This is a genomic window from Micromonospora sp. NPDC047740 (assembly GCF_043204735.1).
Lineage (GTDB): Bacteria > Actinomycetota > Actinomycetes > Mycobacteriales > Micromonosporaceae > Micromonospora.
The window spans coordinates 1-14,878 of sequence record NZ_JBIDCT010000035.1 but is presented as its reverse complement, the minus strand read 5'-3'; the positions used below and the strand labels follow the sequence as shown (position 1 = coordinate 14,878).

Below are 14,878 nucleotides of genomic sequence, written 5' to 3'. Positions count from 1 at the left end.
ACCGGGCCAGGATCAGCCGAGATCCCGCACCCGTATGTTGCGGAAGGCGATGACCGAGCCGCCGTCGTGGTTCTGCAGGCCGACGTAGCCCTGCGCGTACTGCCGCCCACTGGTGCCCGGGTCGGTCGGACGGCCCGGGAAGGGCAGGCCGGGCACGTTGTCGAACTCGTTGATCACCACGCCGTTACGGATCACGGTGTAGTGCTGGCCGACGACCCGGATCTCGAGGTCGTTCCAGATCCCCTTATCCGTCGAGCGGGCTTGGGCGAGGTTCAGGTCGGCGAACCCGTACACGGATCCGGTCTTCCGCGGGTCGTTGCTGCCGATCTCCGGCGAGTCGTTGATCTGGATCTCGTGGCCGCAGTTCACGGCAACCCATGCCGGATCGCTCGTCTTGCACTGGGGGCTGGCGGCCGGGTCGACGCCGGGGAACCGCACGAGGACGCCGCTGTTCGATCGCGCGTTCGCGTCGCCGCCCCGCTCGTCGCGGAACTGCAGGCGCAGTGAGAAGTCGCCGAACTGGGCGGCCCGGTACCAGAGCATGCCGAGGCCGCCGCCCGTGGGCGCGTTGGTCGTCACCATCGACCCGTCGTCGCGCAGCGCGAACCCCCGGCCGCCGACGTAGCCCCAGTTCGCGTACGACTCGGTCGTTCCGTCGAACAGGCTGACGTAGCCTGTCGTTCTACCCACGTCGGAGTGCGCCGCGGCTTCGGTCAGCGTGGCGGCCTCCGCTGTGGTGATCACGTCGGCGCCGGCCAGACCGCGCGCGATGTGCGTCACGTGCGCCACGAACCCGCCGTGGTTGGCCCAGGCACGCTCGTCGTCGATCAGGTCGTTGATCGAACAGCCGCCGTCGACGGTCCGGTTCGCCACGCCGCTGTCGTAGTCGAGAAAGCGGACGGTTGGCCGGCTGTCCGGTGCGACGCACGACGATAGCGATGCGGTGGCCGGCGCCGCCGCGAAACCGCCGCTCAGGACCGCGGCGGCGAGGAGCGCCGTACCCGCGAGGAAACGTTTCCTGCTACCCACGCTGAACCTCCTTGTCTCACCGATCGAGGCGGCGCTGCCGGTTTCGCTCGTCGGCTGTCCGTCTGCATCGGCCTCTCGTTCCCCGCGAGGTCTCGGGGCCTCCCGGGGGCGCTACATGACAAGTGCTCACCCGAACCTAGGTTCTTTCCATCGAGACATCAAGAAGTTTGGTTGCCATACGCGCATCTTTTGCTGCGGCGACGGAAAGCCAATCCCCCGGCTTGCTCGGGCGCGCCCGCCGCTGCGGCCAGGTGCGTTGAGACGTCCCGCGATTGATCATTGCTAGTTGAAGAAGTACGACACAAGGCGTCAGGTTTCTGATCGAACATGGTTTCACCGGTCGGCGTCGTGCTGGACGTGAACCGGCCTTACGGATAGATAAGGATCTCGATGCGCGAAACGCCGGATGATCTCAACGGGCTCCAGGGCCTCCTGGACTCCTCCCTGTCCCGCTCCACCTCGCATCTCCGCTCGATCATCGCTGAGCGCACCCTGACCGCGGAGCAGCTCACCCAGGTGCTCACCGGCATGTGCACGCTTGCCCTGTCCACCGTGACGGCGAAGGGCGAGCCGCGGATCAGCGGCGTGGACGGGCATTTCCTACACGGCAAGTGGCATTTCGGGACGGCGCGCAGCGCCGCCAAGGCCCGCCACCTCGCCGCCCGTCCGGCCGCCAGCGTCGCGCACATGCGTGGCGAGGACTTGGGCGTGTTCACGCACGGTACGGTGGAGATCCTCAACCCTCAGGACAGCGAGCCTGCCGCGGACTGGCCAGACCTGCTCACGTACCTGAAGGACTTCTACGGCGAAAGCGCCTTCGACTGGGACAACGACGTGGTCTTCTACCGGCTGCACGCGCACTGGATGACCGTCTACGCCCCAGACCTCGCCAAGCTCACCGCCAAGTGACGACGAAACTCGACGTGCCTTCAGGTCCGGCGGTGGACGTTGGCGTCTCGGGTGCGGGCTACGGCCTGGGCCCGGTCCGCGACGCCGAGTTTGAGCAGCACGTTGGAGACGTGGTTCTGCACCGCCTTGGGGCTGATCCCGAGCCGGGCCGCGATCGCTTGGTTGGACTGGCCAACGCCGCGCCCAGCGCGGCAGCCCGGGGCTGTGGGCGCCCAGCATCGGCAAAGAGCGGGGCCGGGAGAAGGCTCAGCTCAATGGTCGCGTCGGGCGATGATGTGGGCGACTGGTCACCGACGGATTTCCCGCACATACTGTTTATGGATAGAGCCGCCGCACGGGGTCCGGTGACACAGGGCGGCACCCATACCGGCAGGCGCAGCGCTGGCGATCGCCGCCGGAGCGGATGCACGTTCATCGTCGCCACCGGATGAGATCGGGACACCGCGGATCGGTCACCGTCGACTGATCGTCGGGTCCGTCAGGCGCGCCGGGATCGTGCTAGGCGGAGGTGGCCATGTACCCACCGGCGAAGGTTCGCACCGTTCTGGCGGCCGGGACGCTCGGCCTTGTCATGGTCGCCTGCCAGGCCTCACACACCCCCACGCCCGGGCCGTCCGCCCCTGATACGACCCGCTCAATCTGGCCCGCGCCTGGTGGGTCGGGTGGCGGGCGGGTGGCATCGTCGTCCACATCCACCGCGCAGCTGCCCACGCAGGCCCCGGGCACGTCATCCGCGCCGGTACCGTCCGTGCCGGCGCCGACCAGGTCGGCCGGCCTGACCAGGTGGCAACTGGCCGGGCAGCGAATCATCTACTCCTACCCCGGATTGACACCACCGGCGAGCCTGTTGAGGATCATCCGCGCCGGTGAGGCCGCCGGGGTGATCTTCTTCGGGGAGAACATCGCCAGCACCGCCCAGATCAGCTCGGTGACCGCCCAGCTGCGACGCGCCCAGGCGCAAAGCCCGGTCCACGTGCCGCTGCTGCTGATGGTCGACCAGGAGGGTGGCCTGATCCGGCGGCTGCCGGGGGCGCCTGCGCTGTCAGAGAAGCGGATCGGCCAGTCCGCCGATCCGGTGGCCGCGGCGGCCGCGGCGGGCACCGGAGCCGGCCGCACCCTCGCCGCAGTGGGCATGAATGTCAACCTCGCCCCGGTTCTCGACGTCTACTCCACTGCGGGCAACTTCATCGACCAGTATCAGCGCTCCTACAGCGCGAACCCCGGCACCGTCGCGGCTTTGGGGCGGGCGTTCATCACCGCCCAGCAGCGCACCGGCGTGGCCGCCACCGCCAAGCACTTCCCCGGACTGGGATGGGCGGCAACGGCCCAGAACACAGACACCCGGACGGTCACCCTGCCCCAGTCGCTGGCCACGTTGCGCGGCACCGACGAGTTCCCGTACTCCGCCGCCGTCGCCATCGGCGTCGACCTCGTCATGGTGTCCTGGGCCAGCTACCCGGCGCTGGACCCGAACCGCCCAGCCGGCCTGTCGCCGACAGTGGTCAGGCAGGAACTGCGCGACCGCCTCGGGTTCACCGGGGTGACCGTCACCGACGCCCTGGAAGCCGGTGCGCTGGCCCCCTACGGCACCACCGGCCAGCGCGCGGTCGCCGCCGCAACCGCCGGCATGGACCTCATCCTGTGCTCCGCCCGTGACGTCAGCCAGGGCGAAGCCGCCACCGCCGCCCTGGTCAACGCCCAGACCGAGGGCCGGCTCGACGGCGCCGGCTTCATCGCCGCGGCGGATCGGATCGCCGACCTGCGGGCCCGTCTCCACTGACCGTCTGGTGAGGCGGCCGTCGGCTCCGCACGCCCGAACCGGCCCGGGAACCACCCGAGCACCCCCAAGTCAGGGTCGCGGGGCCGGCCCAAGTCAGCCGGCGGACCGACGAGGGCGCCGGGGTCGAGGATCCAGGACGGGTCGAGCGTGGGCGGCGGGCCACATGCCGGGGCTGGCTGACTTCGCTGAGCCAGCATGGAAGTCGACAAACGCGGTCGGGTGGCCATCGCACCGCCCTAGGCTCACCGTTGAACGGCGGATCAACAGCAGGAGGTCACGGCGGTGGGCAACGAGCAGCAGAACATGGAACTGATGCAGACCCTCGACGACGCGTGGAACGCCCAGGACATCGACACATTCAACAGTCGGCATCACGAGGACGTCGTGGTGCGGTGGCCCGGCAAGCCGGAGACGCATGGTCAGCACAACCACGAGGCCGAGGCGAGGGAGTTCTTCAAGGCGTTTCCGGATCAGCGGCTAGGCAACCGGCCATACAAGGTCCTGTTCGCCTCAGGTGACTGGACGTGCTCGATCGCGCGCTTCACCGGCACCATGACCGGCCCCATGACCGGCCCGGACGGTAACGAGATCCCGCCCACCGGCAAATCGTTCGACGTCGACTTTTGCACCGTGGCCCGATGGGTCGACGGGAAGATCGCCGAAGAGAACCTCTTCTACGACCTCACCACCTTCATGAAGCAGATTGGGCTAGCGTAGTCCCGCAGCCCCTGGTGCCGCTCCGTCCGGGTGCGATGGGCCGTCGGAGGTGATGGCGAAGGCGCTGAGGGCGGGTTTCCCACGCATCGCCCGTTATGCCCGACCTCGTCCGGTGGGGTCCGCCAAGGCAAGCCATCCTGGCGGGAGATTCACCGGAACTGCTATCGCCCTGCGGAGGGAGCAGCGGCGATTGCCAAGAGTTCCGCTGCGAGGGCGGTCGGGGTACGGCCCAGCCACAGCGCGTGCAGCGGACGGGTCAGCGGGAGGCCCTCGACCCGAAGCTCGACCAGTTCTCCCGCTGCGACGGCGGGTGCGGCTGCGCGTGCGCTGATCACACCGATGCCACCACCCGCGCGGACCGTGGAAAGGATCGTGGTGGTCGAGCCGAGGCTGATGGCGTGCGGCAGCGACGGCGCGAAGCCGAGGGCGTGCTCGACCGCGTTCAGGAACGTGTCGCGGGTGCCGGAGCCCGGTTCACGCAGCAGCAGTGGCTGATCGGCGAGGTCGGTCGGCCGCAGTGCGCGCCAGGCGTGCGCGGCGAGCGGATAGCTGGCGGCGACGACCAGGGCGAGCCGGTCGTCGCCCACGATGCGGGCACTCAGGTCTGCGGGGATGTCGGGTGACTCGACGAACCCAAGGTCCGCCGCGCCCGAGCGGACGGCCTCGACGACGCCGTGACTGTTCGCTACGTCGGCCGAAATGTCCAGCTCGGGATGGGTGCGGCGCAGGCTCAGCAGCCAGGCTGGCAGCAGGTACTCGGCCACGGTGAGGCTCGCCGAGATACGCAGCCGCGCCTGCCGGTCGGCGCGCAGCGTCAGAACTCCGTCGGCGAGGCTCTGCGCGGCGTCGATGACGTTGCGCGACCAGGCGACGACCGCCTCGCCGGCGGGCGTGAGAAGGCTCCCGCGCCGCGAACGCACCAGCAGCGGTACGCCGAGCCGGCGTTCCAGCTTCGCAAGCCGCGCGCTGGCGCTGGGCTGGGTGATCCCGTGCGCCTGCGCCGCGCGCCCGACGCTCCCCGTCTCGGCGACGGACAGCAGCAGATCGAGCGCCGGCAGGTCGCTTATCCAGGGCGGTAGTGGCATCCCGCGCAGTCTGTCACAGGTGCTTGGGTGTTCGGCCCGTCCCGGGCCTCGTCATCGGGCCAGCAGGTATTGCAGACCCAAGCTGGTCGAGCTGACCGCGGCCCAGAGGATCAGGCCGAGCAGCAGCGGCCGGGCGCCGGCGCGGCGGAGGGCGGCCACGTCGGTGGAGAGGCCGACGGCGGCGAGGGCGATCGCGATGAACAGCAGCGCCACCTGGTGCAGAGCGGCCTGGGCGGCGGCGGGAATGAGCCCACCGGTGTTCAGCGCGGCCACGGCAAGGAATGCGACCAGGAACCAGGGCACCAGAGAGGCCGCGAGCCGGGCCTTCGACGTCTCCGGCAGGTCGGCGCGGCGGCGGGTCAGGGTGGTGAGGACGAGGACGACCGGAATGATCATCAGGGTACGGGCGAGCTTGACGACGACTGCGTATCCGGTGGCGTCCTGGCCGTAGGCGCCCGCGGCGGCCACCACCGAACTGGTGTCGTTGATGGCGGTGCCCGCGAAGAGCCCGAACGCGTGCGCGTCCAACCCCAGCGCGTGCCCGAGCGGGGGAAAGACCAGGACGGCGGCCACGTTGAAGAGGAAGATCGTGGAAATCGCGTACGCCACGTCGTTACTCTTCGCCCGGATCGCCGGTGTCGCGGCCGCGATGGCGGAGGCGCCGCAGATACCGGTGCCGACGCCGATCAGCGTGCGCAGATCGCGGGGAACGCCGAGCCGCCGGCCCACCGACCAGGCCAGCAGCAGGCACACCCCGAGCGTGCCCAGCATGACCGGCAATGACGCCGCGCTCACCGACAGCACCTCGTCGAGCGACAGTTGAGCCCCGAGAAACACGACTGACAACTGGAGCACCAGGCCCTTGGCGATGCTCAGCCCCGGCGCCATCGCCTCGGACCGGTGCCGGGCCAGCGGGCTCAGGAAGACCCCGACGACAACGGCGAAGACGGGCGCACCGACCACGGGGACCAGCGTGCCGGCAACCGTCGCGGCGAGTCCCAGCAACACCGCCGCGCCGAGCCCGGCGGCCTGGACGGGTACGCGACGGCGGGTGGGCGGCTCAGCAAGAACGATCACCATTCCAGGCTTCGCCCGCGCGGCGCTCCCCGGTAGAGATCATTCCCAGACCACCGTCATAGGCAGCGCCTATGACCGAACCGGTCGCTGTTCCGGCCCGCGGTGGATCAGTCAGGACTCGGCAGGGAAACCGCCCGGCGGGTACCCGCTGGCGACAGCGGTGCTGAGCTTCACCGTTGTTCACGGCACCGCTCTTCCCTGACGCTTCTCACCATCCCCAGCGGCTGGACGCGGTTCCGCTCGCGGGTATCGGGGGCACGTCGTCCGCACTCTCGGCGAAGTCGAGCGGTGGCAGCGGACCCACGTACTCGACGGTGTAGCGCTCACCGAGATCGTCGCGCAGTTCCTGAACGGCTGCGTCGAACTGTTCGAGGTCGTCAGCACGGACCAGGTAGTAATGAGTGAGGAGCGTGACGTCGTCTGCGGTGCGCGAGCCGTGGTCAACGGTCAGCGGCGCCAGCCGGCTGGCCACCTGAGCGTCGAGTGCCGCACGCCGCTCGGCCAGTCCATGGTTCACCTGCTCACCGACGCTGATCTGCGCATTGAGATCCGCCGCGCCTGCCCGGGACTGCCCGACCAGCTGGCGCAATGTCGGCGACGAGGCGAGCAGGTTGCGCAGCTCGGCATCCTCATCGGCTTTGATCTTCAGTCGCATCTCGACGAGGCCGTCCAGTTGATCAAGCCGCGAGGCGGCCCGCTCGCCGAGCGGCGCCAGGATTTCCGATCGCACCGCGTCGTCGTCGGGGGCGAGCGTCCCGAACCGAACCGGCAGGACCGGTCCACCCTCGATCAGGGCCCGCAAGACGTCGAGGTAGTCGACCGCGTCGGCGTCGCGCAGGGCCTGGTCGCCGATCTCGCTCACCGCCGCGGCGACCTGTTCGGTACCCACCAACCGGACCCGGCCGGCCGGCGTCCCGATACCGGTGACACTCTCGGGCAACGGATGCGCAGGGCGGACCAATCCGTATACGACCAGCACGATCAGCTCTCCCTGTCACTGCCAGTCTGGCGTCCGATCGGGAGCTTGCGCCGCCGGCGCCCCGAACCCTCGTCTCCCTCACCTTCCTGATCGTCCCGGTCGCCGTGTACGGAGTCCTTGATCTCGCCCAAGGTGTCCTTGAGACCGCCAAGCGCGCCGCGGGTCTTGGAGCGGGCGCCTCCCTCGGTCATCCCCTGGATCATCCCGGGCAGGCCGGTGACTTGTCCCTCGGGTTGAAGGTCGAGGCGGTTGACCGCCTCGGCGAAGCGTAGGTAGGTGTCCACGCTGGCGATCACGATCCTGGCGTCGATGGTCAGTAATTCGATCCCTACCAACGAGACGCGTACGTACGCGTCGATCACGATTCCCTTGTCCAGGACCAGGTCCAGTACGTCGGCCAGACTGCTTGGGCGGGGAGCGCGGTTCGCTCCGGTGGTCATCATGGTCATCGTTGTCGCTTCTCCTCAATCGCTGTGTTCGCTGCCGGTCAGCTCGTCCTGTCGGTTCTCGCAAAGGCCAGCAACTGGTCGAGGTCCGTCCGGTCGTTTCGTCGTTCCGACTGACGATCCCCCTGCGCCGTGCGGTCTTCCGGGTCGGCGGTTTCGAATTCGCCACTGGTCGGCGAGTCCTGGAAGATCTCCCGCAACTCAACGAAGCGCCGGTCCAAGGCCAGCAACGCCTGCCCCAACCGCTCCACCTGCTCCGGGGTCAGACCACCCTCGTCCACCCGGCGCAACGCCTGGCGCTCCAGCAGCTGCCGGACCACGTCCAGCAGCACGACGACGAGGCGGCCGAGGCCCGCGCCGGCCTGCTCCGGGTCGATGTTCACCCGAAGCGGCGAATCATTCCGCGACGGCGTCATCCGCGAGCCTCCTTCCTGGTTGTCCATTCAGGCATTGCCCGGTTCGCGGCCACTTACTCCCCACTGTTCGGGCTCGTCGAGTCCAGCTTGGAAGTCGTCGAGCCGCTGAGCCGCGATGAGCAGCAGGTTGAGGTCCAACCGGATGAGATCGATTCCGGCCAGTGCGATCACCACATCACCGCTGACCACAGCACCGCGATCAACGATCCGGTCGAGCAGCTCGACCAGGTCGTTCGTGCCGGTGAGCCGGGTGCTCAGCTCACGCCGCTCAGCCACGGTCAGCCGTCTTGAGGTTGGTCACCGAGAATGAGTACGGCGGCCACGGCCCATTGACGCTGAGGGTGTAACCCTCGGTGGCCAGCCGGTCGCCGCATTGGTCGACAACCTCGATGAACTTCGACCGCCGGTCGCGGCGCACCAGGTACGTCCGGTCCAGGATGTTTCCGCCCCGACCGGTGACGGCGTCAACGGCTTGCTCACGCAGTGCCGCGTCCACGTCGGCAGCCAGCATGGCCGAGGCCTCCCTGCGTCGCTGCACGCTTTGCAACGACTCGCGTCGCTGCCGAAGGTAGGCCAGGCCGACCCCGATGCTCGCGGACCGCTCCTCAGCGTCGTCGGCGCTCCCGGCGGGGCTACCCGCGGGGGCCGGAGTACTCAATTCGCTGTCAATGGAGTCGTGGCTGCCTGCCGCGGTGCTGGTACCGCCGGTAACGCGCACGCCGAACTCGTCACAGCCGGCGACCTTTGCCAACAACCGGCGCAAGTGTTCGCCGCGGACAGCCAGCAGATCAAGTAGCGCCCGATGCTCGGTCACCACCGTGCCCAGCCGCAGCGGTAGCGCGGCACCGGCGGCGTCCGCGGCGGCCCGTACCACGGCGTCATGCCGCCGAGCGAGTTCGCCGAGCAGTGCCGCATCGCCGGACTCGTCGTTGATTGCCGCGAAGCTCTCGGCGGACACCTCGCTGGTCAGCATGCCCAGACCCGATCCGGAGAGGAGCTGGGTCGGTTCGTCGCAGATGCCCGCCATGGTGGGCAGCGCGGCCTCCGCGGGCACGACGGCATACAGGTAGATGCCCTGGTTCGCGGTCACTCCGAGCTCCCGGTCCGCATGCGCCGCTCGATCTCGCTCAAACGCTCGCGGAGTGCCTCATTCTCCGCCCGCAACTGATCGATGAGCCCGTCCCCACCAGCGCGTCCGCTGCCCAACGCCGCTGCGGACGCCGGCTGCGCTCCAACCCCTTCTCCCTCCGCCTGGGGAGTGGCTTCGACCTTCCGTTGACCTGCTCTCGCCGTGGCCTTCTTGTCGGCCTCGACCTGCGCGGCCCGCGAGTTGAGGAAGGGATCATGCAGCCACCAGTCGATGCCCATCTGTCGTGCCGTGTCAGCGGACGCGACGAGTAGCCGAACCTTCAACGTCAGCAGCTCGATGTCGAGCACACCCACCACGATGTCGCCGACGATGACCACGCCACGGTCCAAGACCCGCTCCAGGACATCCGCCAGCGAGTCCGAAGCGGGCTGCGCGTATCGCGACCGAGGTGCCGCCAGATTCCCGGTCATGTCTGATCCGTGGCGCTGCGATGGAACCGCCGCAGCCTCTCGTACTGGATGACGTGGCCCTCCTGGTCGACGTCCACCCGGTAGGTCGCCATAACGCTGCTGCTCGGGGGAATCCGATCCAGTTCGGTGACGTCGAGGAGGAAGGAGCAGCCGTCCTTCTCCGGTCGTGCCCCGCTCAATCTCTCCGGCGTCAGCCCGGTCAACTCCACGAACTCACCCACGGCAGCCCGGGCGACGTCCACCAGGCCGCGGCGACCGGAGCCAACACCCTGCCGGTCACCGTCATCACCACGGGACCGCTCCCGCGTGCCATCCGTCTCGGACCGACCCTCACGATGATCACCGCGGGAGTCGTGATCGCGACCGGGACGTCCGTGGGCACCGTCGCCATCAGACTGACCACGGGCACGGTCCTCTTGAACCTGTGCATCTGCCGTCATGAACTAGCCCCTACCCAGCGGGAGGGCCGACGAAAACCCGGGTGTCCACGTTGGTGCCGGACCGGCAACCGGTCGATCGTCGGACATTCCCGCCGCCCGGCGCGTACCCGGCCCTTTTCCGGGTACCCAGTACCTACCGATGCGGCGGACGACGACATCCGAAGTCCGCTGGACGACCCCGGACACGCAGGTGAGGAAGGCAATCATGACCCAGGGTCAGGGCGATACGACGGTGCAAGGCCGACCGAAGGAAGAACAGGACCACAACGATCGGCAGTGGCAGGGGCTGCAGAACCTCCTGTCCGACATGCGGCAGAGCCAACTCGACTTCTACGGAGAGCTCATCGACAAGGTCGATAGCGACCGATACCCCAGTCCGGCGATGCTCGACACCATCGAACGCGGCCTCCCACCCGAGCTGTACTCCCACTACACCGCAGTACTGATGGACAAGGTGGCCGACTCGAAATACCCAAGCCCGACGCTGCTCGCGCGTCTCCAACGTCTGACGATCCTGCCCGCTCGGTGAGCCCGGGGGTGTAGCAGGAGCCGCGGCACCTCGTGGTCGGGCAGCGTCAGCTGCGTTCCGTGCTCGACGCGGCGGGCAGGTACGCCGCGGCCGCGTGTGGTGCGGTCCGCGCGCCGACCTGGGTGACGGCGTGCGAGCCGGCGGCCACGCCCGCGGCGACCGCGTCAGGGAGGCAGGCGCCGGCGGCGAGAGCGACCGCGAGTGCACCGACGAAGGCATCCCCCGCCCCCACCGTGTCGACGGCGTCGACGATCGGCGCGGGGCAGTGGCCGGACCGGCCGTCCGAGTCGGCGTAAACCGCGCCGTCGGCGCCGAGAGTCACCACGACGGCGCAGCCGGCTCGGCAGGCAGCCGCAGCGGCGCCGGTCGGCGTGCGGACGACGGCGCCGAGCACCACCCGCGCCTCGGTCTCGTTGATTACGAGTACGTCGAGCGCGGCGAGCACGTCGGCGTCGAGCGTGGCGGCGGGGGCCGCGTTGCACACCAGTCGCGCCCCGGCTGCGCGGGTTGCGGCCGCCAACGCCCGAACCGTCGGTAGCGGTACTTCTAGCTGCCAAACGACAACGTCGCCGGCGCGCAGATCGGCTGCGGCGCGGGCCACGTCGTTGTCGTCGACCGCGCCGTTGGCGCCGGGCGCTACGCATGGCCGCCCTGGGCCCCGCGCCTGCCCCGTGACCGCCGGCCAGGATTGTTGTCCGCTGACGCCTTGTGATGCCTGCCGATCTGCGCGGCCGACGGTCGTTCACAGAGCAGCACCGGAGGCGACTCGTCGCGCCGCGTCCACAACCAGCTGCGGCTGGCCGTAATGGACGTAGTGGTCGGCCGTGTCGGCGATGATGTGTCGGCCTCGGCTGGACAGGGCGGCCAATTGGGCGTGATGTTCGACCACCTGGCGCGGCTGCCCGGCCGCGGAGATCACGACCACCGGCCGGTCCTGCCAGGCTCCAGGACGTACCGTTGACTGCACCAGACGGGCGCTGTCCACAGACGCCTCGGCCTCGCTGGCGGCAGCTGCCATGCTGGTGCTCCGATACGCGACCGCCGCATGCTCACGTACCGCCCGCGGCGCGCCCGCACTCGCGGCGATCCCCGGGGCCAGGCGCACCACACCGATCCGCGCGGCGAACCGGAAGGCTGCCATCTGCGCACGGATAACAGGGACGCTCGCCTTCAACGTCCCGGTCTCGCGCTCGTCGGTGACGTCCACCAGCACCAGACCCGCGGTCTCGCCAGACCAACGGTCAGCGAACAGACGCACCACGAACCCACCCAGCGAATGACCGACCAGGACGTACGGCCCATGTTCGCCCGCGTTGGTCAGGAGTGTGTGCAACTCTTCGGCCAGCCGGCCGGCGTCGCGCCGACCCGGCCCCGGGTCGCTCCACGCATAGCCGCCGCGGTCATAGCTGCACGCCCGGACCCGGACGGTCGCCGAGGCGTCGGTCAGCATCTGTTGCACCGTCGCCCACGTCGTGGACGACTCGCCGAGCCCTGCTTCGAACACCACGGTCGGCGCACTGCCGGTCGACCCGGTGCAGTTCAGGTGCAGCCGGCGCCCCCCGATGTCGATCAACCGACCCGGCGCCGGATGCCGCTGACCGTCACCCTGCCTCGACAGCGTCTCGTAGGTCCAACCAGAGCCGCTGACCACCGCGAAGACCACTACCAGACCAGCGGCAGTCCGCAGCAACGCACGCCGCCAACCCGACCGGACACGCCGGCGAGGCACCGCCACGCCACCAACACGTTCTTCCACATCCAGGACGGTAGGCAACCGTCACCCCTGCGGCATCGTCCGGCGGTCGCGCTGGCCGTACGACTCGCGTCGCCACCGCCCCACGCCTCTCTCCACCTCCTGACGGACCCGCTGCTTCCCGACCGCTAGGGGATCGCCCCTACGGCCTAGGACGACGCGATGAGGAACTCGTCGAAGGTACGCGGTGGCTGGCCGGTCAGGTCGCGTACCGCCGACGTCACAGCGGCGAGTGATCCTTCGGCGACTTCGCTCCACAGGCCGACGACGTCGGCGGCGAAGTTGCCGGGCAGCCCGAGGCTGGTCAGCCGGGCGGTCATCTCAGCGGGGGTCAACTCGAGAAGCCCGACGGACAGTTTCGCGGCGATCTGTGCATGGGTGAGCGCCTCGGGTCCGGTGAGGATGTAGGTGCCATTGGCCCGGGCCGGCCCGGTGAGCAGTGCGGCGGCACACGCGGCGATGTCATGACAGTCGATGTAGGAGACTCGCCAGTCGCCGGCCAGGCCGATCAGTTCGCCGTTGTCGGTGAACGCTCCGGCGCCGGTGCGGAAGTTCTGCATGAAGCCGCTGGGTTGCAGCAGAGACCAGCCGATCGGGGCTGATGTGAGGTGCTGCTCGATCTCCCAGTGCGCGCCTTCGGCGAGCTTGCCACCGGGTTTGGCGCCCCAGACGGAGACCTTCACGATCGACTGCACTCCGGCCTCGACGGCAGCGTCGATCGCGGCGATCTGCTGGCGCACCATCGGCTGCGGGCCGTCGACCGGGATCGCGCCACCGCCATTGAGGAAGAGCCGGTCCACGCCGTGCAGGGCGGCGGCGACCGAGTCGGGGTCGTCGTAGTCGGCCACAACGATGTCGCATTCGAGGTCTTCGGCGCCGGCGGCGTCACGGACCATTGCGCGGAACGGCGCGTGCTGTTGCTGCAGAAGGCGTACGAGGTAGCGGCCGATCGAGCCGGTCGCGCCGGTCACCAGGATCATGGACGCTCCCATCGGAGGAAAGTAAACTGAGGGACCCTCGAAATATAACCCGAGGCACCCTCGACATAGCAAGGCGGATGTCATGACCACCACCCCGGAGCGCAAGCGGCGGCCACGCGCCGACTCGCTGCGCAACTACGAGCGGCTGTTGGCAGCGGCGGAGACCGCGTTCCGGGTGCGGGGCGTCAACGCATCGCTGGAGGGTGTCGCTCGCGACGCGGGAGTCGCCGTCGGCACGCTTTACGGGCACTTCCCGAACCGGCGGGCGCTGCTCGGGGCGCTATTGCGGGAACGCAACGAGGCGTTGTTCGCGCTGGGCGAGGAGCTCATCGCCCAGTCCGCCCGCGGCGCCGACCGCGCCCTGGAACGCTGGATCCGCGCCGTCGTCGAACACGCCGCGGCCTACCAAGGGCTGGCCGCCGAGCTCGTCGGCGGCGCCGACGACGAGGCGTCAGAGTTGCACGCCAGCTGCGTACGCATGGTGGAGATCGGGGAGCGGCTGGTCGGGCAGGCGCGGGCGGCGGGCGCGATCAGGCCCGAGGTGCGCGGGCAGGACGTCTTCGCGCTGATGAACGCCGCCGCCTGGTTGCGGGAGAATGGCTCGGCGCAGCAGGCTGACCGGCTTGTGGACTTCGCGATAGCGGGCATGCGCGGAAGAACCCCGTGACGACGGCGGGCGCTGCCCGCGGGAGTGATGCCGCACAGGTGGCGGGCGGCGCTTCGCCGCCTACGACGCCGATCCAGCCCGCATCACCGCAATGCGGCGGCGGTTCGCGGTGGCGCCGAGGAACACCTCGCCGACCAAGACATAGCCGCGCACGCCCTGCAGATCGGCAGGACCCGCCCTGGCTCCTTCGCCCTGAAGAAGGGAGTCCCTTTTCGGGACGAAGCAGTTAGCCGAACCGGCCGCGGCCGAAGACGTCGGCCCGCCGCCAGCGCCCGGGTATGCGGCGCAGTTCGATCCGGCCGACCTTACTGGGCACCGCCGGCCTGGTCAGCAGGTGATCTCCGCGCGGTTCCATGCCGAGCATGGCCCGCAGCAACAACAGAGGGGCACCTGTTGACCAAGCCTGTGGGCTGCATGCGGTGGGGTATTGCACGGGGTAGCGGGTGAGGTGTCGGGGGTATCCGGCGAAGGCTTCGGGTAGTCGGCCGTCGAAGTAGTTGGCGGCGTCGAG

General features: G+C 69.4%; 17 protein-coding genes and 3 pseudogenes. 5 read left to right on the top strand and 15 right to left on the bottom strand.

Going from position 1 to position 14,878, the window contains the following annotated elements; genetic code table 11:
• Positions 1–12: 12 nt before the first annotated feature.
• A complete protein-coding gene (locus ACGF4F_RS36055) occupies positions 13–1,029 on the bottom strand; it encodes a DUF1080 domain-containing protein (RefSeq protein WP_357446629.1) in 1,017 nt (338 codons plus the stop codon).
• Positions 1,030–1,419: 390 nt separating this feature from the next.
• Between ACGF4F_RS36055 and ACGF4F_RS36050 the strand changes: the two genes are divergently transcribed.
• A complete protein-coding gene (locus tag ACGF4F_RS36050) occupies positions 1,420–1,938 on the top strand; it encodes a pyridoxamine 5'-phosphate oxidase family protein (RefSeq protein ID WP_357446626.1) in 519 nt (172 codons plus the stop codon).
• Positions 1,939–1,958: 20 nt separating this feature from the next.
• Here the strand turns inward: ACGF4F_RS36050 and ACGF4F_RS36045 are convergent.
• Positions 1,959–2,099 (bottom strand): annotated as a pseudogene (locus tag ACGF4F_RS36045) (LuxR C-terminal-related transcriptional regulator); the annotation flags it as partial.
• Between the two features lie 587 nt (positions 2,100–2,686).
• On the opposite strand from ACGF4F_RS36045, the gene ACGF4F_RS36040 reads away from it, so the two are divergent.
• A complete protein-coding gene (locus ACGF4F_RS36040) occupies positions 2,687–3,718 on the top strand; it encodes a glycoside hydrolase family 3 N-terminal domain-containing protein (RefSeq protein ID WP_357446623.1) in 1,032 nt (343 codons plus the stop codon).
• Between the two features lie 282 nt (positions 3,719–4,000).
• Complete coding sequence (locus tag ACGF4F_RS36035) at positions 4,001–4,435, top strand: ester cyclase (protein WP_357446620.1); 435 nt, start codon at positions 4,001–4,003, stop codon at positions 4,433–4,435.
• Between the two features lie 161 nt (positions 4,436–4,596).
• Here ACGF4F_RS36035 and ACGF4F_RS36030 read toward each other — a convergent pair whose 3' ends face one another.
• From ACGF4F_RS36030 to gvpO, 9 genes are all read right to left on the bottom strand, one after another.
• On the bottom strand, positions 4,597–5,520 hold the full coding sequence (locus ACGF4F_RS36030; RefSeq protein ID WP_357446617.1) for a LysR substrate-binding domain-containing protein: 924 nt from the start codon (positions 5,518–5,520) through the stop codon (positions 4,597–4,599).
• A gap of 51 nt (positions 5,521–5,571) precedes the next feature.
• Positions 5,572–6,597 (bottom strand): putative sulfate exporter family transporter, encoded by a 1,026-nt coding sequence (locus tag ACGF4F_RS36025; protein ID WP_357446614.1) that lies wholly within the window; start codon positions 6,595–6,597, stop codon positions 5,572–5,574.
• Positions 6,598–6,805: 208 nt separating this feature from the next.
• Entirely contained in the window at positions 6,806–7,576 is a 771-nt protein-coding gene (locus ACGF4F_RS36020; protein WP_357446611.1) for a GvpL/GvpF family gas vesicle protein, read from the bottom strand.
• Positions 7,577–7,578: 2 nt separating this feature from the next.
• Complete coding sequence (locus ACGF4F_RS36015; RefSeq protein ID WP_357446692.1) at positions 7,579–8,016, bottom strand: gas vesicle structural protein GvpA; 438 nt, start codon at positions 8,014–8,016, stop codon at positions 7,579–7,581.
• Positions 8,017–8,063: 47 nt separating this feature from the next.
• Positions 8,064–8,438 (bottom strand): gas vesicle protein GvpK, encoded by a 375-nt coding sequence (gene gvpK / locus ACGF4F_RS36010; protein ID WP_357446608.1) that lies wholly within the window; start codon positions 8,436–8,438, stop codon positions 8,064–8,066.
• A 27-nt stretch (positions 8,439–8,465) separates the two neighbouring features.
• Entirely contained in the window at positions 8,466–8,714 is a 249-nt protein-coding gene (gvpJ, locus tag ACGF4F_RS36005; RefSeq protein ID WP_357446605.1) for a gas vesicle protein GvpJ, read from the bottom strand.
• Positions 8,707–9,528 (bottom strand): GvpL/GvpF family gas vesicle protein, encoded by an 822-nt coding sequence (locus ACGF4F_RS36000; RefSeq protein ID WP_357446602.1) that lies wholly within the window; start codon positions 9,526–9,528, stop codon positions 8,707–8,709. Before ACGF4F_RS36000 ends, gvpJ (ACGF4F_RS36005) begins: the two co-directional genes overlap by 8 nt.
• Positions 9,525–9,998 carry a gas vesicle protein GvpJ gene (gvpJ, locus tag ACGF4F_RS35995; RefSeq protein WP_357446599.1) on the bottom strand — a complete coding sequence of 158 codons (474 nt, stop codon included), beginning with the start codon at positions 9,996–9,998 and terminating at the stop codon, positions 9,525–9,527. The genes ACGF4F_RS36000 and gvpJ (ACGF4F_RS35995) overlap by 4 nt, the downstream gene beginning before the upstream one ends.
• Entirely contained in the window at positions 9,995–10,438 is a 444-nt protein-coding gene (gvpO, locus tag ACGF4F_RS35990) for a gas vesicle protein GvpO (protein WP_393084782.1), read from the bottom strand. The genes gvpJ (ACGF4F_RS35995) and gvpO overlap by 4 nt, the downstream gene beginning before the upstream one ends.
• A gap of 205 nt (positions 10,439–10,643) precedes the next feature.
• On the opposite strand from gvpO, the gene ACGF4F_RS35985 reads away from it, so the two are divergent.
• The gene (locus ACGF4F_RS35985) at positions 10,644–10,967 is read left to right on the top strand and encodes a hypothetical protein (RefSeq protein WP_357446593.1); all 324 of its coding nucleotides are present in this window, start codon (positions 10,644–10,646) and stop codon (positions 10,965–10,967) included.
• 46 nt (positions 10,968–11,013) lie between these two features.
• Here the strand turns inward: ACGF4F_RS35985 and ACGF4F_RS35980 are convergent.
• From ACGF4F_RS35980 to ACGF4F_RS35970, 3 genes and pseudogenes are all read right to left on the bottom strand, one after another.
• A pseudogene (locus ACGF4F_RS35980) lies at positions 11,014–11,586 on the bottom strand (PfkB family carbohydrate kinase); the annotation flags it as partial.
• A 123-nt stretch (positions 11,587–11,709) separates the two neighbouring features.
• Positions 11,710–12,630 carry an alpha/beta hydrolase gene (locus ACGF4F_RS35975; protein WP_357446587.1) on the bottom strand — a complete coding sequence of 307 codons (921 nt, stop codon included), beginning with the start codon at positions 12,628–12,630 and terminating at the stop codon, positions 11,710–11,712.
• 239 nt (positions 12,631–12,869) lie between these two features.
• A complete protein-coding gene (locus ACGF4F_RS35970) occupies positions 12,870–13,784 on the bottom strand; it encodes an SDR family oxidoreductase (RefSeq protein ID WP_357446584.1) in 915 nt (304 codons plus the stop codon).
• On the opposite strand from ACGF4F_RS35970, the gene ACGF4F_RS35965 reads away from it, so the two are divergent.
• Positions 13,783–14,367, top strand: coding sequence for a TetR family transcriptional regulator (locus tag ACGF4F_RS35965; RefSeq protein WP_357446581.1), 585 nt, complete (start codon positions 13,783–13,785; stop codon positions 14,365–14,367). The two genes, ACGF4F_RS35970 and ACGF4F_RS35965, sit on opposite strands and share 2 nt — an antisense overlap.
• A 226-nt stretch (positions 14,368–14,593) precedes the next feature.
• Here ACGF4F_RS35965 and ACGF4F_RS35960 read toward each other — a convergent pair.
• A pseudogene (locus ACGF4F_RS35960) lies at positions 14,594–14,878 on the bottom strand (amylo-alpha-1,6-glucosidase); the annotation flags it as partial.